The organism is Flavobacterium hiemivividum (genome assembly GCF_004349145.1).
GTDB lineage: Bacteria > Bacteroidota > Bacteroidia > Flavobacteriales > Flavobacteriaceae > Flavobacterium > Flavobacterium hiemivividum.
In genome coordinates, this window is the sequence record NZ_SMFO01000004.1 from 46376 (window position 1) to 68149 (window position 21774).

Annotated in this window: 19 protein-coding genes; 12 read left to right on the forward strand and 7 right to left on the reverse strand. The window is 35.2% G+C overall.

All coding sequences use genetic code 11. The features are described 5' to 3' along the window. Nucleotides 1–231 precede the first annotated feature (231 nt). Entirely contained in the window at nt 232–903 is a 672-nt protein-coding gene (locus E0F98_RS07440; RefSeq protein WP_132110068.1) for a hypothetical protein, read from the forward strand. An 81-nt stretch (nt 904–984) separates the two neighbouring features. Here the strand turns inward: E0F98_RS07440 and purE are convergent, their stop codons facing one another. From purE to E0F98_RS07455, 3 genes are all read right to left on the reverse strand, one after another. Next, on the reverse strand, nt 985–1473 hold the full coding sequence (gene purE, locus E0F98_RS07445) for a 5-(carboxyamino)imidazole ribonucleotide mutase (RefSeq protein ID WP_132110070.1): 489 nt from the start codon (nt 1471–1473) through the stop codon (nt 985–987). A gap of 93 nt (nt 1474–1566) precedes the next feature. Then, the gene (locus E0F98_RS07450) at nt 1567–2724 is read right to left on the reverse strand and encodes a 5-(carboxyamino)imidazole ribonucleotide synthase (RefSeq protein ID WP_132110072.1); all 1158 of its coding nucleotides are present in this window, start codon (nt 2722–2724) and stop codon (nt 1567–1569) included. Nucleotides 2725–2780: 56 nt separating this feature from the next. Next, nucleotides 2781–3311, reverse strand: coding sequence for a hypothetical protein (locus tag E0F98_RS07455; protein WP_132110074.1), 531 nt, complete (start codon nt 3309–3311; stop codon nt 2781–2783). A gap of 112 nt (nt 3312–3423) precedes the next feature. On the opposite strand from E0F98_RS07455, the gene hpt reads away from it, so the two are divergent. From hpt to E0F98_RS07505, 10 genes are all read left to right on the forward strand, one after another. Continuing rightward, a complete protein-coding gene (gene hpt, locus E0F98_RS07460; RefSeq protein WP_132110076.1) occupies nt 3424–3954 on the forward strand; it encodes a hypoxanthine phosphoribosyltransferase in 531 nt (176 codons plus the stop codon). Between the two features lie 16 nt (nt 3955–3970). Then, a complete protein-coding gene (locus E0F98_RS07465; protein WP_132110078.1) occupies nt 3971–4543 on the forward strand; it encodes an adenylate kinase in 573 nt (190 codons plus the stop codon). A 121-nt stretch (nt 4544–4664) separates the two neighbouring features. Continuing rightward, nucleotides 4665–5885, forward strand: a complete 1221-nt coding sequence (locus E0F98_RS07470) for a hemolysin family protein (RefSeq protein WP_243699216.1) — start codon at nt 4665–4667, stop codon at nt 5883–5885. An 83-nt stretch (nt 5886–5968) separates the two neighbouring features. Beyond that, nucleotides 5969–6970, forward strand: a complete 1002-nt coding sequence (obgE, locus tag E0F98_RS07475) for a GTPase ObgE (RefSeq protein ID WP_132110082.1) — start codon at nt 5969–5971, stop codon at nt 6968–6970. A gap of 183 nt (nt 6971–7153) precedes the next feature. Continuing rightward, the gene (locus E0F98_RS07480) at nt 7154–9298 is read left to right on the forward strand and encodes a S46 family peptidase (protein ID WP_132110084.1); all 2145 of its coding nucleotides are present in this window, start codon (nt 7154–7156) and stop codon (nt 9296–9298) included. A gap of 125 nt (nt 9299–9423) precedes the next feature. Beyond that, complete coding sequence (locus E0F98_RS07485; protein ID WP_132110086.1) at nt 9424–10128, forward strand: tetratricopeptide repeat protein; 705 nt, start codon at nt 9424–9426, stop codon at nt 10126–10128. A 50-nt stretch (nt 10129–10178) separates the two neighbouring features. After that, nucleotides 10179–11537 (forward strand): UDP-N-acetylmuramate--L-alanine ligase, encoded by a 1359-nt coding sequence (locus E0F98_RS07490; RefSeq protein WP_132110088.1) that lies wholly within the window; start codon nt 10179–10181, stop codon nt 11535–11537. Between the two features lie 35 nt (nt 11538–11572). Further along, nucleotides 11573–12268, forward strand: a complete 696-nt coding sequence (radC, locus tag E0F98_RS07495) for a RadC family protein (RefSeq protein WP_132110090.1) — start codon at nt 11573–11575, stop codon at nt 12266–12268. Between the two features lie 12 nt (nt 12269–12280). Further along, on the forward strand, nt 12281–12970 hold the full coding sequence (locus E0F98_RS07500) for a YjjG family noncanonical pyrimidine nucleotidase (RefSeq protein ID WP_132110092.1): 690 nt from the start codon (nt 12281–12283) through the stop codon (nt 12968–12970). Nucleotides 12971–12973: 3 nt separating this feature from the next. Then, nucleotides 12974–13750 (forward strand): hypothetical protein, encoded by a 777-nt coding sequence (locus E0F98_RS07505; protein WP_132110094.1) that lies wholly within the window; start codon nt 12974–12976, stop codon nt 13748–13750. A 69-nt stretch (nt 13751–13819) separates the two neighbouring features. Here the strand turns inward: E0F98_RS07505 and E0F98_RS07510 are convergent, their stop codons facing one another. Continuing rightward, nucleotides 13820–15097 carry a replication-associated recombination protein A gene (locus E0F98_RS07510; protein WP_132110096.1) on the reverse strand — a complete coding sequence of 426 codons (1278 nt, stop codon included), beginning with the start codon at nt 15095–15097 and terminating at the stop codon, nt 13820–13822. Between the two features lie 255 nt (nt 15098–15352). Here E0F98_RS07510 and E0F98_RS07515 point away from each other — a divergent pair, with 255 nt between their 5' ends. Then, entirely contained in the window at nt 15353–16132 is a 780-nt protein-coding gene (locus tag E0F98_RS07515; protein WP_132110098.1) for a rhomboid family intramembrane serine protease, read from the forward strand. A gap of 51 nt (nt 16133–16183) precedes the next feature. On the opposite strand, the gene rlmB is transcribed toward E0F98_RS07515, so the two are convergent. From rlmB to E0F98_RS07530, 3 genes are all read right to left on the reverse strand, one after another. Then, nucleotides 16184–16918 (reverse strand): 23S rRNA (guanosine(2251)-2'-O)-methyltransferase RlmB, encoded by a 735-nt coding sequence (rlmB, locus tag E0F98_RS07520; protein ID WP_132110100.1) that lies wholly within the window; start codon nt 16916–16918, stop codon nt 16184–16186. Between the two features lie 67 nt (nt 16919–16985). Further along, a complete protein-coding gene (locus E0F98_RS07525) occupies nt 16986–18431 on the reverse strand; it encodes a SusD/RagB family nutrient-binding outer membrane lipoprotein (RefSeq protein ID WP_132110102.1) in 1446 nt (481 codons plus the stop codon). An 11-nt stretch (nt 18432–18442) separates the two neighbouring features. After that, nucleotides 18443–21703: a SusC/RagA family TonB-linked outer membrane protein gene (locus tag E0F98_RS07530; protein WP_132110104.1), complete on the reverse strand. Its 3261-nt coding sequence runs from the start codon at nt 21701–21703 to the stop codon at nt 18443–18445. Nucleotides 21704–21774 lie beyond the last annotated feature (71 nt).

Consider the following 21774-nt stretch of genomic DNA (forward strand, 5'->3'; position numbering starts at 1 on the left):
ATATAATTATTTTCAGTGTTAGAAATCAATTTTTTTTTAGATGTGTAAAGGTAGTAATTTATAAAAATTTAGCAACTCATATAGAATTGATTCACTTTGTATAGGAGTGTGAATGATTCTGTTATTTAAATGTTATTTATTTCGTGGTAGTGTTTAAAAGTCTTAAATTGTAAAAAATCCGATTAGAGTTTTATAGAAGAGCTAATCGTAAACAATTTTAAAATAAACAAAATGAATTATCAAATTATAATAAAACGTATTGATACTGTAAATGAAGTAGAAGGATATTGGTCAGATGATGATTATATTCAATTATTAGAAAAATTTAACTATCCTGATGGAGCAACAGCAGAAAAAAAGAATTTGCCAGAGTTATTGGAAATGGCAATATCTGATTATGGACCCAGTGAGGCAGCCGAAATTGTGCTTGCTTATCAATTAGGAGAAGATTTAAATGAAGGGCAAATTGAGCAAATCTCGCATAATATGTTAATTGATAAAGTATGTGAGGAGTATCCTGAAATTCACATGCAAGGAAGGCTTTTTAATGTAAATCAATTGCTTTTTAAAGCGTATAATGGGAAATTTCCAAATGCAAAAGCCTCGGTTGTTCATTTTTCAATAACAGCTAACGAAGTAGATGAAACTAAGATATTGACAAGAGAAAATGTACTAAAATTATTTAATAATGGATTGTCTGACAGGAATTTAATCAAGCGATTATTTGATGATCAAATGACTCAGAATATTCCATTTCCAGAAGCAGAAGGAATAATTTGGGAGTTGAATACTGCCGATAATGTGAATTATACTTTAGTAACTTCTGAGAACTGGATAAATAAAGAAGATTTTATAAGTTTTGAATTTGAAGGAGTTTTGGAAGAATTGATAGGAGAACTGTAATTCAAAAGCTGTTTTCTTTAAAATTAGAATTTAATAAAACCAAAAAAAGCTTCTCGTGATGAGAAGCTTTTTTTGGTTTTATTATTGTTTCAAAAGACTTTCAGAAGCGATAATTACAGACTCTTTAAGACCTAATTTATATTGGATCACTTTGTCTAATATGTTTTTATCGTGACTTCCAATAATTTGAGCGGCCAAGATTCCTGCGTTTTTAGCACCGTTTAAAGCGACAGTGGCTACAGGAACTCCGCCTGGCATTTGTAAGATTGATAAAATACTATCCCAGCCATCGATTGAATTACTTGATTTTACAGGAACTCCAATTACTGGAAGTGGAGACATGGAAGCGACCATTCCTGGTAAATGAGCTGCTCCGCCAGCACCAGCAATAACTACCGAAATTCCGCGAGTATGTGCGTTTTGACTAAAATCGAATAATTTTTCAGGAGTTCTATGTGCCGAAACGATATCCACTTCGATCTCTATTCCGAAGCCTTTCAATACTTCTATGGCTTCTTGCATTACAGGCATGTCTGAGATGCTTCCCATTATTATAGCTACTTTGCTCATTGTTTTTTATTTAAAGTATTTAAAGATTGGTATAAAGGTTAAATAGAATGAATCTTCTAAATCCTTCAATTTTTCAATCTTTTAATTAATTTATTACTGTAAACTGATTACTCTAATCGTGTTTTTAACTTCTTCGGCGATTCTTCGTGCTTCTTTAATGTCGGTGTTTACAATAGTAACATGTCCCATTTTTCTAAATGGACGTGTTTGTTTTTTTCCGTAAATATGTGGCGTAACACCATTCCAGCCTAATATTTTTTCGATATTTTCGTAAATAACATCACCAGAAAAACCTTCAGCACCTACTAAATTAACCATAATCCCAGCTGCTTTACTATCTGTGTTTCCCAAAGGTAAGTTTAGAATGGCTCTAAGGTGGTTTTCAAATTGTGAAGTATAACTACTTTCAATAGAGTAATGTCCTGAGTTATGTGGTCTTGGTGCTACTTCGTTTATTAATATTTCATCGTCTTCTGTTTGGAACATTTCAACAGCCAATAATCCTACGTGATTGAATTTTTCAGAAACTTGTAATGCGATGGCTCTCGCTTTTTCGGCAACTAGATTATCAATTCTTGCAGGACAAATTACATATTCTACTTGGTTAGCCTCTGGATGAAATTCCATTTCGACTACAGGATAGGTTCTAATTTCGCCAGAAGGATTACGACAAACGATAACTGCCAATTCATTTTTGAATGGTACCATTTCCTCTGCAATGCATTCAACGTTTGGGAGATTCTCTAAATCTGAAATGTCTCTAATAACTTTTACCCCATTTCCGTCATAACCAAATTCAGTGCATTTCCATACAAAAGGCATTCTTAATTTAGAATCTAATATTTGAACTACTAAACTTTTTAAGTCGTTAAAACGCTTGTAAGCTGCTGTTGGTAAATTATGTTTTGTATAAAAATCTTTCTGAATTCCTTTATTCTGAATTAGTTTTAGTGTTTTTGGCGAAGGAAAAACTTTTACACCTTCGTTTTCTAATTTTTCTAAGGCGCTCAAATTGACAAGTTCAATTTCGAAAGTCAAAACATCGACTTTTTTTCCAAAATTGTAAACGGTGTCAAAATCCATCAAATCTCCTTTGAAGAACTGATCGCAGGCGATTTTGCAAGGTGCTTCATCACTTGGATCCAGAACATAGGTTTGTATGTCAAATTTTCTAGTGTCAAACAAAAGCATTTTACCCAGTTGTCCGCCACCTAATATTCCTAGTTTAAAATCGGAAGAAAAATAATTCATTGTATTGAAAGTTTGTTCAGGACAAAGATACTTTATAATGATTGAATAGGAAAATGCTATTTTATTTTCTTCAATATTTCTCTTGCAACGGCTTTGTAAGCTGCCGAATGTTTATGGTAATCATCGCTAAGAATACGCTTCAATTCAGGATATATCCAATCGTATTTTTTACCCAATTCATACAAAGCTCGAATGGCGTAGGCTTTTGTGGCTACTTTTCCGTTTTCGTTAATGAGCCAATCAAAGCAGCTTTCGGTAATTTGTTGTTCTTGTATGTTGGTTAAGCTGAGGTGTTGGCTTAAGAACATACAAATTTTCGAAATAGAACGCAAGGCGCTTTCGTTTGTAAATGTTGAAAGACTACTACAGAAGACTGGAAGATGATTTGTAAGTAAATGGAGTTGTTTTTCTAGAACTAATTCTAGGATCCAACAGGCTTTGTGGTGGTTTTTATCCTCGATTGTTAAAGCAATTTGCAGTAAATCAGGAAATAAGTTGGAATTGGTTAAAATATGCTGGGCATTTTCGTCTCTACTAGATCTATATGCAGTGCTGTTCGCGATATTTTTATAAAGGTCGTTATTCATCTAAGGTTAAAAAAACATATTATTTTCAAATGTACGGTATTCTTATGGGTTTAAAACGGAGTTCTCAATTCAGAAATTCCTATATTTGCGAATTATTTTAAATAGAATAATCATGATTCAACTTCACGATAAAGAATTTGTTCCGTTTATTTCTGCTAAAGAAATACAGTTTGCAATAACAAAAATGGCCGAACAGATAGAAGCCGATTTTGCTGATGATATTCCTGTGTTTGTGGGAGTTTTAAATGGTGCTTTTATGGTCGTTTCTGACTTTATGAAAGCGTATAAAAAGCCATGTGAAGTAAGTTTTATAAAAATGTCTTCCTATGAAGGAACTTCTTCTACAAATGAAGTAAGACAATTGATAGGATTGAATCAGGATTTAACCGGGCGCTCCGTTATTGTTATCGAAGATATCATTGATACCGGAAATACATTGGTTGAATTGAAACAATTATTCAAAGCGCAAAACGTAAAGCATTTTAAAATAGCTACCCTCTTCTTTAAGCCAGAAGCATATCAAAAAGACATTAAAATAGATTATGTAGGAATCAGGATTCCAAATAAATTCATAGTCGGTTTTGGTCTTGATTATGACGGGTTAGGAAGAAACTTACCAGAAGTATATAAACTAAAAGAATAACTAGGCAACACACATTATGATCAACATTGTTTTATTTGGAAAACCAGGAGCAGGAAAAGGAACTCAAGCAGAATTTTTGAAAGAAAAATATAAATTAACACACATATCTACAGGTGATGTTTTTCGTTTTAATCTAAAAAACGATACAGAGCTAGGTAAACAAGTGAGGGTTTATATGGATGCTGGAGATTTAGTGCCTGATGAATTGACTACTAAGATGCTTATTGATGAGGTAAATAAACATACAGATACTAACGGTGTTTTATTTGACGGCTATCCAAGAACGATTTCACAAGCGGTTGCTTTAGATGCGTTTTTGTCGTCGATTGGTTCTAAAGTGACTGCTACAGTAGCCTTAGAAGCTGATGATGAAATTTTGATTAAACGCTTACTTGAAAGAGGAAAAACAAGTGGTAGAATTGATGATCAAGATGAAGATAAAATTAGAAACAGGTACGACGAATACAATGAAAAAACGGCTCCTTTAATGCAGTATTATAACGATCAAGGGAAATTTCACGCTGTAAACGGAATAGGAAGTGTTCAAGAAATTACCGAGCGTTTAAGTGCAGTTATCGATAATTTATAGTGAAATTCGGTTTTTTTAAAAGTCGAAGTTAGGTATAGTATCAATTGACTTTTGGCTTTAAATAGTGTAAATGGAAATATTAATAATACTTTTTCTGATTTTATTAAATGGAGTTTTCTCCATGTCTGAAATCGCATTAATTTCGGCTAGAAAAAGCAGATTAGAGTCTTCGGCGAAGAAGGGGAATAAAAGTGCTCAAATTGCACTTAATTTGGCTAATTCGCCAAATAAATTCCTGTCTACAGTTCAAATAGGAATTACCTTGATAGGTATTCTTACTGGTATTTACAGTGGGGATAAGATCACGACTGATGTTGAAACATTCGTTGTGGGATTCGAGATTTTAAAACCTTATGCTGAGACGATTGCAGTAGGTATTGTTGTCGTAATATTGACTTTTTTCTCCTTGGTTTTAGGAGAGTTACTGCCCAAAAGAATTGGTTTAAATCATCCTGAAGCGATCGCAAAAACTTTTGCGATGCCCATGAAAATAATTTCTGTGGTAACTGCTCCATTTATTTGGTTACTGACAACTTCTACAGAGTTTTTATTAGATATTCTTCAAATTAGACCTTCATCTGACGGAAAAATTACCGAAGAAGAAATTAAGGCGATTATAAAAGAGGGTACAGAAACTGGAGAAGTTCAAGAGATTGAACAAGATATTGTAGAGCGCGTTTTTTACATTGGAGACAGGAAAATAAATTCGTTAATGACCCATAGAAAATCTGTGGTTTATTTGCCGTTACATTCGAATAAAGAAGAGGTGAAGACGTTAATGAGACATGAGTTGCATTCTGTTTACCCAGTTTACAATCAGAATTACGACGATATTGTGGGAGTGGTAAATTTGAAAAATATTTTTGCACATATTGATGATGAGAATTTCAATTTGGCAAATTTAATGACTGAAGCTCCGTTCATGATGGAACAAACGACTGCTTACAAGGCATTGGAGCGATTTAAGAAAACAGGTGTTCATTATACCATGGTCGCTGATGAATATGGTATTTTTCAAGGAGTGATCACCTTAAATGATATTCTGGAAGCCTTAGTGGGAAATGTGTCTGATTTTTATAGAGAAGAATTCCAATTGGTTAAAAGAGAAGATGGAACATGGATGGTAGACGGACATTATTCGCTACATGATTTTCTAACGTACTTTGATTTGGACGAATTAATAAATGACTATGACGTGACAACCGTTGGTGGTTTAATAATGACGGAACTTTCGCATATTCCAAAACAAGGGGAAAAATTGATTTGGCGTAAATTCGAATTGGAAGTGATTGATATGGATGGAGTGAAGATTGATAAAGTAATGGTGAGAGCCTTAAAATAATAGTGCAAAGGATTGATTTTAGTACAAAGTAATTACACTGAGTACTTGAAAAAATAATTGCTGACCACTGAATACTAAAAGTTATGACTGAAGGGAATTTCGTAGATTATGTAAAAATATTTGTTTCATCGGGTAAAGGTGGAAAAGGATCTACGCATTTGCATAGAGAAAAATTTATTGAAAAGGGTGGACCTGATGGGGGTGATGGAGGACGTGGAGGTCATGTTTATCTTGTAGGGAACAAAGGGCTTTGGACTTTATTTCACCTTAAATTTGCTCGTCACATCAAAGCTGGAAACGGTGGTGACGGTAGTGGAGATAGAAGCACTGGCGCCGATGGTGATGACAAGTTTATCGAAGTTCCTTTAGGAACTGTTGTGAAAGATAAAGAAACTGGTGAAACCTTGTTTGAAATCACCGAAGACGGTGAAAAACAAGTATTGTCTAGAGGTGGTAAAGGAGGTTTAGGAAACTGGCACTTTAGAAGTTCTACAAACCAAACTCCTAGATACTCGCAACCGGGATTACCTGGAACGGAGATGGATGTTATTTTAGAACTTAAAGTTTTAGCAGATGTAGGTTTAGTAGGTTTTCCAAATGCTGGAAAATCAACACTATTGTCTGTTTTAACATCGGCTAAGCCAAAAATTGCAGATTATCCGTTTACAACTTTAAAGCCAAACCTTGGAATTGTAGCTTACAGAGATTTTCAATCTTTTGTAATAGCAGATATTCCTGGAATTATAGAAGGTGCAGCAGAAGGAAAAGGCCTAGGTCATTATTTCTTGAGACATATCGAAAGAAATTCAACCTTACTATTCTTAGTTCCTGTTGACACGCCAGATATTAAAGGAGAATATGATATTTTGGTAAACGAATTGACAAAATACAACCCAGAAATGCTTGATAAGGAGCGTATGGTTGTTATTTCTAAATGTGATATGCTAGATGATGATCTAAAAGCAGAACTGAAAGCAGAATTAGATGTTTCCTTCAAAGGGATTCCTTATATGTTTATCTCTTCGGTTGCTCAACAAGGATTGACAGAGTTGAAAGACAAATTATGGAAAATGTTGAATGATTAAGTAATCATTTTACTGATATAAGAAAAACCGTTTCAAGCAATTGAAACGGTTTTTTATTTAAACAATTATTAAATCCATAAAATTAAGTTAAAACCAGATGCGTAGTTGTTGTTTTTTAAGACAGATAGTACTTAAAATTGCGAAAATGATTTATATTCGCAGCACAAAAAAAATAGTTAAATTATGAAAAAAATAATTTTATTCTTGACCATGTGTCTGATGACTTTCCCAGTGAAAGCAGACGAAGGAATGTGGTTTTTGATGTTTATCGAAAGATTGAACCATAGAGATATGGAGAAAATGGGATTGCAACTTACAGCTGAGGAAATCTATAGCATTAACAACCACAGTTTGAAAGACGCAGTTGTTCAATTTAACGGTGGGTGTACTGCCGAAATCGTTTCAAGAGAAGGACTTGTTTTAACAAATCATCATTGTGGTTACGGTGCGATCGCTGAGCTTTCGTCTGAAGAACAAAATTATTTAAAAAATGGTTTTTGGGCAAAAGACAAAAGTGAAGAGATGAAACCAAAATCGTTATACGTTCGCTTTTTTGTGCGCATGGATGACGTTTCTAAAAGAATTTTATCGAAAGTAAATGATAAAATGACAGAAACTGAACGTAACAAAGCGATTCAGCAAGAAATGGCTTTGATCGAAAAAGAGAATAACGAAGGTGGAAAATATACTGTTTCTGTTCGACCTTTCTTTGAAGGAAATGAATATTACTATTTTGTTTACCAAGACTACAAAGATGTTCGTCTAGTGGGAACACCACCTGAAAGTTTAGGGAAATTTGGTGGTGATACTGATAACTGGGAATGGCCAAGACATACCGCAGATTTCTCTATGTTTAGAGTTTATGCTGATGCAAATGGAAATCCAGCAGAATATTCTAAAGATAATGTGCCATTGCAACCAAAACATCATTTGCCTGTAAGTTTAAAAGGAGTGGAGGAAAATGATTTCGCCATGATTTTAGGTTATCCAGGGCGTACAAATCGTTGGATGCCAGCGGGTGGAATTGAACAAAACGTAAAGTTTGCTTATCCTGCTTGGGTTGAAGGTGCAAAAACCGGAATGGATAGAATGAAGGTGTATATGGATGCGAATGAAAAAGTTAATTTAGATTATGCTTCTAAGTACGCTTCAACTGCTAACTACTGGAAAAACCGCCAAGGAATGATTGATGCTTTGACAAAAGCGGGAACTGCAGCTACTAAGGCAAAAGAAGAAACTAAATTCAATGCTTGGGCTAACAAGAGAGCAAACAAAGCAAAATATGGTAATGTAATCGCTACGATCAACAACTACTATTCTCAAAATAACTTAAAAACAACGCATGATAATTATTTAACTCAATTAATAAGAACAGCTACTTATGGAGCTGCTCCTGCTAATATAGGAAATACCTTGATCGCTTATTACAAAGAGAATGAAGCTAAGAGACAAGAGATGTTACCTCGAGTTACCCAATATATTGATGGTGTTTACGGGAAATTTCACGCTCCTTTAGAGAAAGATGTTTTTACGGCACAATTAAATTTATACTCTTCAAAAGCGGCTGCTTACGGACTTCCTGAAAGTGTTGCGAAATTAAAAGAGGAAAATAAAGGTGATTTTACTTCTTATGTGAATGACGCTGTTGCCAAAAGTATTTTTGCCACTAAAGAAAGTGTTTTTGCTTTCATGAAAGATCCAAAACCAGAAAATATTGCAAACGATCCTTTGTATGTAGTGTCGAATGATTTAATGACAAAAATTAGAGCTAAATCAGATGCGCAATTAAAAGCAGATGATGATTTTGCTAAAGCATTCCGTTCATTAGTAGAAGGTTTACGTGAATCTAAGATGAATTCGATAAAGTATCCTGATGCAAATTCAACTTTGAGATTGACTTACGGAAAAGTGCGTGCTTTACCTGTTGATAAGCGCAATGATGCAAAAGTAAATAATTATACGACTATGACCGGTTTGGTTAAAAAGTATAAAGCAGGTGATCCAGAATTTGATTTGCCAGCTCGAGTATTGGAATTGAACGAGGCAAAGGATTTTGGACAATATGCTGATAAAAATGGATATATGCCAGTTAATTTTTTAACTGACAATGATATTACAGGTGGAAATTCTGGTTCTCCGGTATTGAATGGTAAAGGAGAGCTAGTTGGTATCGCATTTGATGGGAACATTGAAGCGATGGCTGGTGATGTTATTTTTGATGCCAAATTGCAAAGAACTATTAGTGTAGATATTCGTTATGTACTTTGGATAATTGACAAGTATGCTGGTGCTAAGCATATTGTTGATGAAATGACAATAGTGAAATAACATACTGCATTAAATAATTAGAAAAACCTCTTATCTTGTGTTCAAATCAAGTTAAGAGGTTTTTTATTGTGAAAGCTTTTTGATGAGAAAATAGTTTACAATTAGAAATTCCTTATTTTTGAAGAATGAAAAACATTGTAATCCTCTTTTTATTTTTACCAATGATGATTTGGTCGCAATCTAATTTCGAAAAAGCTGAAAAACTCTTCAAAGCTGAAAAGTACGATCAGGCGCAACCTATTTTTGAAGCACTTCTAAAAACCAATCCGTCTAATATTGAAGTAATCGAATATTTAGGTGACATTGCAGGCAGTCGTAAGTCATGGGAACAAGCGATAGACTACTATGAAAAACTGAAAAATCTAAAACCTTCGGAAGCTGATTATTTTTATAAATATGGAGGGGCAACAGGTATGCGAGCTTTGGAGGTAAATAAGTTCAAAGCGCTTGGAATGATTGATGATATAAGAACTTCATTCGAAAAAGCAATTCAATTAGACCCAAAACATGTTGATGCTAGGTGGGCTTTGGTGGAGCTAAATATTCAGTTGCCAAGGATTGTAGGGGGAAGTGAGGGGAAAGCGATACGATATTCTAATGAATTGCTAAAGTTATCTCCTGTTGATGGTTATATGTCAAGAGCGCGTATCGAAGAATATTATAAAAGATATAAAGCAGCAGAGATCCAATATAAGAAAGCAATTGAAATAGGTAATTCAGCCAAGAGTTATCAAAAGCTTGCTGAATTATATAAAAACAAGATGAATGATCCTGAAAGAGCGAGAATCACCTTAGCCGAATACAAGAAACGAAGTCAAGAGATTAACTGATAATTAATTTGATTAAAAAAACGTACAAACGCACAATTGAATATACATAAATGAGAACACATTTCATCGCAATAGGAGGAAGTGCTATGCACAACCTTGCATTAGCATTACATAATAAAGGATACAAGGTAACAGGAAGTGACGATGCAATCTTTGAACCTTCTAAATCAAGACTGGACAAAAAAGGAATTTTACCTGCAGAATTAGGCTGGTTTCCAGAAAAAATCACAAATGATATTGAGGCTGTAATTTTAGGGATGCATGCTAAGGCGGATAATCCAGAGCTCTTAAAAGCGCAAGAATTAGGACTTAAAATATATTCGTATCCTGAATTTTTATATGAGCAGTCTAAAAACAAAACGCGTGTTGTAATAGGCGGATCTCATGGGAAAACGACCATCACCTCGATGATTTTACATGTGATGCACTATAATGATATCGCTGTGGATTATATGGTGGGAGCGCAGTTAGAAGGTTTTGATACCATGGTGCATCTTACGGAGGAAAATGATTTTATTGTTTTAGAAGGAGATGAATACTTGTCTTCGCCAATTGACAGAAGGCCAAAATTCCATTTATACCAACCAAATATTGCTTTGATATCAGGAATTGCTTGGGACCATATCAATGTTTTTCCTACCTATGAAAATTATGTAGAACAATTTGAGATTTTCGTTGAGAAAATCACGCGTGGCGGAATTCTAGTGTATAATGAAGACGATGCCGAAGTGAAACGTGTATCGGAAGCGGCTGTAAACCCAACACGTAAATTAGGCTATACAACTCCCAATTATAAAGTAGAAAACGGAATGACTCTATTAGAAACTCCAGAAGGTGATATGCCTATCGAAGTTTTTGGTGCTCATAATCTAAATAATTTGGCTGGAGCCAAATGGATCTGCCAAAACATGGGCGTGGACGAAGCTGATTTTTATGAAGCGATTGCTAGTTTTAAAGGAGCCTCTAAACGATTAGAAAAAATTGCTGAAAGTAAAACTACAGTAGCTTACAAAGATTTTGCGCATTCCCCAAGTAAGGTGGCTGCTACCACAAAGGCAGTAAAAGAACAATATCCGAACAGAACACTCGTGGCCTGTTTAGAATTGCATACTTATAGTAGTTTAAATTCAGAGTTTTTGAAAGAATACGAAGGCGCCTTAGAACATGCAGATGTTGCTGTAGTTTTCTATTCGCCAGACGCGGTAAAAATTAAGCAACTAGAAGAAGTTACATACGACCAAATTGCAACTGCTTTTAATAGAAAAGACTTGGTTATTTACACCAATCCAAAAGACTTCAAAGAGTATTTGTTTAATTTAAATTTGGATAATTCGGCGTTACTGTTGATGAGTTCAGGAAATTATGGTGGATTAAATTTTGATGAGGTAAAAGGAATGATTGAGAAATAAATATTTTTAAGATGGACTAATTTTAAGACGACAGTATGGATGAAAATGCTTTTTTTCCTATTACCAATTGGTCCGAAGACGATAAGCCGCGAGAAAAACTAATGCTGAAAGGTAAAAGTGCTTTGAGTGATGCCGAGCTAATCGCTATTTTAATTGGTTCAGGTAGTCGAAGTGAATCGGCAGTGGATTTGAGTAGAAGGATCTTGAAAAGCGTGGACAATAACCTAAATGCTTTAGGTAAGTTGTCGATTTCTCAGTTGATGAATTTCAAAGGCATAGGAGAAGCCAAAGCGATTTCTATTATTGCAGCTTTAGAATTAGGAAGACGAAGAAGATCTGAAGATGCAGTCGAATTGATTAAAATTACTTCTAGTAAAATGATTTTTGAAATTATGCAACCCATGATTGGCGAATTGCCACATGAAGAATTTTGGATTATTTATTTGAATAATTCGAATAAGATTCTATCCAAATTGCAATTGAGCAAAGGTGGTATAACGGGAACTTTAGTAGATGTACGAATCGTGTTTAAAAACGCGCTTGAAATAGGTGCTACTGCTTTGATTCTATGTCACAATCATCCTTCGGGAACCTTAGTACCAAGTGATGCCGACAAACAAATCACCAAGAAGTTAAAAACGGCTGGAGACAGCTTAGAAGTAAAAGTATTAGATCATTTAATTGTGACCGAATTTGGTTATTTTAGTTTTGTTGACGAAGGAATATTTTAAAAGAAAATTATAATGAAGATTACCAATATAACAGACGTTTTTTTTGATTTAGATCACACACTTTGGGACTTTGATAAAAATTCAGAGATGACCTTTGAGCGTATCTTTCAAAGAAATCACCCCGAGATAGAAGTTAAAATGTTTATCGAAAAGTACGTGCCTATCAATCAGGCTTGCTGGAAGTTGTATCAGTACGATAAGATTACACATGAAGAGTTGCGATACAACAGATTAAAAGATTCCTTTGATGCTATTAATTATGCTGTTTCTGATGAACAGATTGATAGTATTTCTAATGAGTATATTCATTTGTTGCCAGATAATAATCATCTTTTTGATGGGACATTTGAGATTTTAGATTATTTAAATAAAAACTATAAGCTGCACATTATCACCAATGGTTTCGCTGATGTTCAAAAAAGAAAAATTGAAAATTCGAAGTTGCATGATTATTTTCATACCATTACTAATTCAGAAATGGCAGGTGTGAAGAAACCCAATCCTATTATTTTTGAATATGCTTTAGATTTGGCCAAAGCCAAAAAAGAAAACAGTATTATGATTGGTGATTCTCTAGATGCTGACGTTCAAGGAGCGTTAGACATGGGATTAGATGCAATATATTTTAATGAAAACAAGACCCCAGTGGGCAATAAAATTAAACAAATAAATCATTTATTAGAACTTAAAAATTACCTTTAAATTATGAAAAAATATATTTTATTATTCCTATTAGTTCTTGCAGGAAAGAGTTATGCACAGTCTGTAAATGATTACAAAGCAGTAATTGTTCCCGTGAAATTTGATTTCCAAAAAGAGGAAAATCAATACCGCCTTACTACCTTGTCCAAATTCAATTTGAAAAAAGCTGGTTTTGAAGCTTTCTACAGCAATGAAACGACTCCAAAAGGTTTTAGCGAGAGGTGCGATTTATTGTATTTTGATTTGCAAAAAGAAAACGGTTTTTTGATCACTAAGCTTTTCATAACCTTAAAAGATTGTAATGGGAAAATCATCTATCAATCGGTTACTGGGAAAAGTAAGGAGAAAGACTATGAAACTGCTTATAATGAATGTCTAAATCAGGCTTTTGCTTCCATAGACGCTTTAAATTACAAATACAGTGGTGCAAATGCTGAAGCTAAAGTGGACGCTAAGCCGGTTAAGCAGGAAGTACCGGTCAAGCAGGAAGTAATTGAAGTACGAGCGGTTGCAGTTGAGAAAGCTGCTGTAGTTAATGCAGTAAGTAATACAGATACATCAGTTAAATACTTATATGCGCAGCCAGTTGCTAATGGATTTCAATTGATCGATACAACGCCAAAAGTAGTGATGAAAGTGTTTAAAACGGCCAGTCCTAGTTGTTTTATCGCAATAAAAGGAGATAACGAGGGTGTTTTACTTGGGACTGAAGAAGGTTGGATTTTTCAATACTATAAAAACGAAAATCTTATTTCAGAAAAAATAGCGGTTAAGTTTTAATACAATTTATGATAAAATAAAAAGGTTCTAAGAAGTACAGTTAAATGATGCTTTTTAGAACCTTTTTGTTTAATAACCGTATTTGCCTTTCCAGCGGTTTTTCAAGAATTCTCTGGTTGTTGTTTCTCTGGAGTTCGTTCCGGGAACATATAAAGGAGTATTTTTTACTGCATCAGGTAGAAACTCCTGATCGGCAAAATTGTTGGCGTAATTATGTGAATATTTATATTCGTCTCCATAACCTAATTCCTTCATTAATTTAGTTGGAGCATTTCGCAAATGAATAGGAACGGGGAGATCTCCAGTTTGTTTTACAAGTTGCTGTGCAGTTCCAATGGCAAGATAAGAAGCATTGCTTTTTGGAGAAGTTGCTAGATAAATCGCACATTGACTTAGTATGATTCGGCTTTCTGGATAGCCAATGGTTGCCACGGCTTGAAATGTATTGTTGGCCATTATAAAAGCTGTAGGGTTTGCATTTCCTATATCTTCACTCGATAGAATGAGCATTCGTCTGGCGATAAATTTCACATCTTCTCCACCTTCAATCATTCGAGCCAACCAATAAACGGCTCCATTAGGATCGCTTCCACGAATCGATTTTATAAATGCAGAAACGATGTCATAATGCTGTTCGCCACTTTTGTCATACAAAACGGTGTTTTGCTGTACTAGTTCAAACACACGGTCGTTAGTGATGATTATTTGGTCTTCAGCGGATGCGTTTACGACCAATTCAAATATATTCAATAGCTTTCGTCCATCCCCCCCAGAAAGTCGCAATAGCGCTTCTGTTTCTCGCAGCTCGATGTTTTTAGATGCCATATAGGTATCGGTTGTCAAAGCGCGTTGTAATAGAGATTCTAAATCGTCTTTTGTAAAAGCGTTTAATATGTAAACTTGGCAACGGGACAATAAGGCGGGAATAACTTCAAAACTTGGGTTTTCTGTAGTGGCGCCTATTAAAGTGATCCATCCTTTTTCGACTGCAGCAAGCAAGGAATCCTGTTGTGATTTGCTAAAACGATGAATTTCATCTATAAACAAAATAGGATTCTTAGTGGTAAATAGACCGCCGCTTTGTTTGGCTTTTTCGATAACATCCCGAATGTCTTTCACACCCGAATTGATGGCGCTTAATATATAAAAAGGACGTTTTGATTCCTGAGCAATAATTTGTGCTAAGGAAGTTTTACCTGTTCCTGGTGGTCCCCATAAAATTAAGGAGGGAATAATTCCTTTGGCTATTTGTTGAGTCAACGATCCGTTTTCTCCTATAAGGTGGGATTGACTGATGTAGTCTTCTAGTTTTTGAGGTCGAATGCGTTCTGCAAGTGGTGCTTCCATTTTACAAAATTACTATTTTTATTTTAGCTATTCTGGGTCTGTATTATATCTTTTGTTTCGAAAGGAAACCATGCGGTAAGTTCGCTTTTTTCTCCATTTCTTAGGCGCTAATTGGTTCTATGCTTCTTTTCGAATTCTTGACTTTAGGAATTTCTATGCTTCATTTTTAGATTGGATTCTCGTTTATCTGACAAAATAGCATTAAATTGCTTTTGGATAAATATTTGATTTAGCTTTTAAAATAAAAATGACTAGATGGATAATCAATTTAAATTTACTAATGCTGTTTTAGGAGTGCCACTTTTCTTTGTGTTGTTGCTTTGGTTCATCTATTGGTTGGAAATTCGTTTTGGTTTTGATTTTGTTCGAAATGGAATTTATCCAAGAACATTTTCAGGATTGCAAGGCGTGTTATTTAGTCCGTTTATCCATTCTGATTTGAAGCATCTCTATAATAACTCCTTGCCTTTATTAGTCCTGTTAGCTGCTTTGCAATTCTTTTATGCAAAACAGTCTTATGCGGTAATAGGATTTGGAATTTTAATGTCGGGGATTTTGACTTGGTTTATAGGAAGATCTAGTTACCATATTGGAGCGAGCGGTTTGATTTATGTTTTAGTGTCGTTTATCTTTATTAAAGGAATATTGACGCGCTACTATCGTTTGGTAGCATTATCACTCGCTGTTATAATGTTATATGGAGGAATGCTGTGGTATATTTTTCCAGAAGTAGATGATACTATTTCTTGGGAAGGACATTTGGCAGGATTGATTAGCGGGTTGGTGCTATCTATAATGTATAAGACTCCAGAATTTAAGAAACCGATTAAATATGAGTGGGAACGGCCTGAATTTGATCCCGCGGAAGATAAGTTCATGGAACGGTTTGATGAGAATGGTAATTTTGTGAATTTACCAGTTGTAGAAATAGACGAAGAGGAAGTTGAGCCACTGTCAAGTTATTTCACTTCAAATTACACTGTCGATTATGATATCGTAGTAAACGAAAAAAACGAATCAAGACCTGAGTCTTGATTCGTTTTTTATTCCGCTATATGTTAGTTCTCCCTTCGGGGGTAGGGGGAATTATATTCTTTGTCTCAACGCTTCATATAAAAAAGCACCACAAGCAACCGACACATTTAGGGAACCGATAGTTCCAAACATAGGTAGTTTTGCTTTTTCATCGACGATCTTCAAAACCGATGGGTTTACTCCACGATCTTCAGATCCCATAATGATGGCTACTCCTTCATTTAGAGAAATATCATAAATGGTTTGTTCTGTTTTTTCTGTTGCAGCAATTGTTTTAATTCCGCTTGCTTGCAAAAGAAAGATTGCATCCTTAATATGTTCTACTTTACAAATAGGGATATTAAATACTGCTCCTGCTGATGTTTTTACTGTGTCACCATTTACAGGCGCTGAACCAGCTTTTTGAACGATTATTCCATTTACTCCAGTACATTCGGCAGTTCTGATGATAGCTCCAAAGTTACGGGCGTCAGAAATTTGATCTAGTATAAGGAATAATGGTTTTTTTCCGTTTTCAACAACAGTGTCAATCAAGGTTTCTAAGTCAAAAAAGGAAATAGGGGAGATGCTCGCTACAGCACCTTGGTGATTGTTAGGAGTTAATCTGTTTAGTTTTTCTACAGGAACGTAAGAGAAGTTTACATTGGCACGCTTCATCACTTTCATTAAGTCTTTCATCAGTTCGCTGCTCGCTTCTTTTTGAATATAGACTTTATCTACTGTTGTACCAGCTTGAATCGCTTCTATTATAGCTCTAATCCCAAATATTTGATGTTCTTTTTCCATGGTGCAAAGATATAAAAAAAAACCACCACTTTTAAAGGTGGTGGTTTTAATAATATTTATTGGATTTCTAGAATTTATCCCAGAAAACTTTAGTTGTTTGCTTGTCACCACCTATTGCAGTAGAAGCTGCAGTATAGTTGGTTTTGTTCAAGTTTTGCTCACTAATAGGATACGTATATCTTGTAGGAACTGGAAGTCCAGATACAGCCGGTAGGTTAAAACCTGGCATGTCATAAGTTCTCCAAGCTGTCCAAGCCTCGTAACCTCTATTGTGCATAGCTAACCAAAGTTGATTACCAATTTTTACTTTCCATGATCCAGGTGCTGTAAGATAGTTTACGTTAGGATTAGCTAAGTAAGCGATAACTCCAGTAGCTCCCCAATCGTCGAATGAAGCTGTAACACCATTGTTGTAAAATCCAGCTGCTAATGCTGGAGTTCCTGAAATAGAACGTTCGGCAGCATCTGCTAGGTAAAAACTTACTTCTGCATAGTCAATCAAAGATGCTGGATTTGTAGGGTCATATACTTTATCTCCTAGTTGCGTGTTAGTAGTAAAACTACTTACTGCGCCATAGGTTCCACCTTTGTATACTCCTGCGCCTAAATTTTGTTTAAAGAAAACCGCTCTTCTAGGGTCAGCAAGATTGTTCATGAAATCAACTAATGTATTAGCAGCAACGAAATCAGATCTTCCTGATTGTACTAAATCTACCCATACAGGGTTAGTATTAGGAGATGCATTTGAGTATGCCATTGAAGCGTTGTCTGCATTTGAAGTAAATACACCACCACTAATAGCAGTTGTAATCGCAGCTTGTGCTGTTGCAGACATTGCAGCAACATCGATCACGCGAATACCCATTCTTAATTTTAATGAGTTACCAAATTTTTTCCAAGCACTAGCTGTTCCGCCATAAATTGGATCTGCTGCACCGAAACCGTCATTAGTTATAGCTGGAATCGCAGCATTTAAACGTGTAAATAGATCAGCATAAACTGTAGCTGCATCGTCGTATACAGGTAAAACGTATTTCCCTGGGTCTAATGCTTGAGAATAGGGTACATCTCCGAATGTCTCAACTAAATTAGCCCAAGCATAAACACTTAAAATCTCTATTTGAGCTTTTCTCGTGTCTTTAGTTTCTTGAGTAAAACTAGCAGTTACGGGAGTTGCCTCCGTGTTTTCTTTAGCAGTAGCTAAATCTAGAATTACGTCTCTGTACATTTCTGACCAATGCGCGTTAGTGATGTTACGTGTATTAAAGTCGTAATTGGCTTCGTCAACATACGTAGTCTCAGTCCAGTGTTGTCCTAACATTCTAAAAATATTAGTATTTACATTGGTGCTTGTCATTTGATCAACTAAGCTTTTCGTTGCACTTGTAAATAAAAAAGATGCATCAACTTGAGTTGGATTCTTTGGGTCTCTATTTAAATCTTCGTATGCGTCATTAGTTTGACACGATACTAGAGTGAAAATAGATAACGCTGTTAATATGATTTTTTTCATAATTTTATTTTTTAAAACTGTAATTTAAGACTCGCTCCAATTTCTCTAATAGAAGGGTAAGCACCAGATTGGTAACCTTGAACATTTCCAGAACTTAAACCAGCTTCAGGATCTGCATATGGAGTGTTTTTGTCAATAATCCATAAGTTTCTTCCAATGATTGAAAAAGAAGCACTAGTGAAAGGCAATTGAGCTAATGTTTTCTCACCAAAATTGTATGTTAAACTTGCTTCACGTAACTTAATATAACCAGCGTCATAAACATGTAGTTTGTTAGGAGCTCTTGCGTAACCCCAAGGAGTTGTGTAAACATTAGCATTAGCTCTAACTGTATTTTTTGATCCATCAGGAGCAACACCATCTACTATTACACCACCAGAGTTAGCGCCATAGTTACCAGGAGTTCCTACAACTGCATCTCTAACAGGGTTTCCTAATTCATTGTTTGCTGCAGAGAAATCATACATACCAGTAGCGTAACCGTACCAAGTATCTAGAGAGAATACATCTCCACCTTTTTGCATGTCAATTAAGAAACTTAAATTTAAGTTTTTATAAGTAAAACTATTGTTTAGACCTGCTTTCCAGTCTGCATTAATGTCTCCAATTACTTCGTTACTTGCAGCAGTTCTTTGATATGTACCAATTCTACTAGCACTTCCTGTTTGGTTGACAATAGGTTGTCCATTTGCAGCGTAAATAAAATCACTACCTCTAATCGTTCCGTAAGGTTGTCCTGGAGTTGCGTTTATTGAGATACCACCTTGTAAACTTGCTAATTGTAAGTTTTCAATTCCGTTTAACAATTCAACAACTAAACTTTTGTTTTGTGACCAGTTTAAGTTTAAATCCCATCTGAAATCAGTAGTTTTAAATGGAGTAGCATTAAATTGTACCTCCACACCTTTGTTTTCAATTGTTCCAGCGTTTAGAATAGCTGAACTATATCCAGTAGATGTAGATAATGGAATAGCTGTAATTTGGTTGATGTTTTGATTGTTATAGTAAGACACATCAAAACCAACGCGTCTGTTTAGAAACGACATTTCTACTCCAAATTCATAACTGTTTTGTCTCTCAGGTAGAAGCTCTCTGTTTGCTTGAGTTCCTGGGTTTGATGCAATACCATTCCCATTAAATGGAGTTCCAATTGCAAATGTATTGAAAACTCTGTATGGATCAGTTGCACTACCTACTTCAGCGTAATTCGCTCTTGCTTTACCAAATGACAACCAAGGGGTGTCAATAAATTGAGAGAAGATTAAACTTCCAGAAACTGAAAAATAATCAAATCTATTGTTATCTTTTGGTAATGTAGAAGAACGGTCAGTTCTAAATGATCCTTCTAAGTAAGCGAAGTCATCATATCCTAAACTTGCTCTAACATATTCACCATCTACCATGCTACTTGCGTCGTATTCTGTCGGAGCGTTAATAGGGTTTACACTATTAGATAATGCGTATAAACCTCTTAAATTTAATCCTCCATTTGTCGCTGCAAAGATGCTGTTAGCTACGTTGTTTCTTAAGTTGAAACCAACGTTTCCTTCTAAGTTTAATTTTTCAGTTATATCTTTGTTGAAGTTTAACATCAAATCATAGTTGTACTCAGAAACGTTATTGTTAAATCTTGAATAGCTAGATACATCAGCACTACCTACGTTAATTCTTTCTTCTTGTAATGCAGCGTAAGTGTCAAATGAGAACCTTGCCATTACACTAAGCCAATCATTAATTTTGTTGTCTAAAGTAACATTACCAAAATATCTTGATCTTGTATCGGTTTGATAATTTTCGTAAAATGTCCAATATGGATTGTCAGAATAGATAGGTTTTGTGTTGTCCGGACCATTGGGATTCCAAGTGATATTATCACCCGTAAGAAAGTATGCGTCTTTTTGTGCACCGTAGTCAACGTTCATTTGATTCCATTGTCTAAATTGTTGCATCACATTTCCAGAAGAATATCCTGTTCCATTTCTACCTTTACCGTCTGTTTTTACATAATTGAAGTTAGCAGAAGCGGTTAATTTATCAGTAAGATCTTGAGATCCTGAAAAAGCTATTGTATTTCTTCTAATGTTACTGTTTGGTAAGTTACCTTCAGCTAATAAATTAGTAAAACCTAATCTAAATGCACTAGTTTCAGTACCTCCATCTAAGGATACAGAGTTTACTGCAGTACTACTTGTTCCCCAAACTGAGTTTGGATTGTTCTTACCTGCTACCCATGGAGTTGCTTTTTGGTAAGTTGCTGTCAATTGTGGGTAAAGTGAGTTCCATTGGTAAATCATTAAATTTGGATCAAATGCTGCACCGTAAGAAGCATCTTCAGTAAATGGAGTTGTTAAATCGTCAATTCCATCTCCGTTGATGTCGGCTTCGTTGAAGTATTGATCTTCATTCGGACCGTAATAAGGACCGTAACCTGCTCCATATTTGTTCTGGTATCTTGGTAAAGTAGTGCTGTCAGCATTCCCTACAGTGATACTAGAATTTATTGTAACTCCAAGGCCTTTTCTGCTTTTTCCTTTTTTAGTTACAATCATTACAACACCGTTAGATGCACGTGATCCGTAAAGTGCAGTCGCAGCTGCTCCTTTTAGAACGTTGATAGATTCGATGTCATCAGGATTAATGTCAGATGCAGCATTACCGTAATCGTAACCACCTCCACCTGCTTTTTGCGTTCCTGTGTTTGAGTTTCCATTATCAATTGGAACACCATCAACAACAAATAAAGCCTGGTTATTACCAGCGATAGAACTATTCCCTCTAATAACAACGTTAGTAGATCCACCGAAGTTTCCAGAAGTTTTAATCTCTAAACCTGCAACCTTACCTGAAAGTGAGTTTACAAAATTCGAGCTTTTTACATTTGAAACTTCTTCACCGCCTACTTGTTGCGTTGCGTATCCAAGTGCTTTTTTCTCTCTTTTAATTCCTAAGGCAGTTACTACTACCCCTTCTAGTTCTACGGTAGATGACATCATTGAGATGTTTACGTTAGATTTAGAAGCGACTACAGATTGGGTTTTCATCCCGATGTAGTTAAAAACTAGAATTTGAGTTGGGGTAGCTTTAATAGCATATTTCCCGTCAAAATCAGTTTGTGTGCCAGAATTGGTTCCTTTAACCAATACATTCACGCCTGGTATTGGCATGCCTGCATCGTCAGAAACAACCCCCGTCACAACTCTCTCTTGCGCAAAAGTTAGTTGCGCCATCAGTACTACAAGTAGTACTAAGATTCCATTGAACTTTAGTTTCATTTTTAATTATTTTGAATTAGTCTCACAAAATTCTTAATAATTTGTTAAGATTCCTAATTAAAATAAGGCTT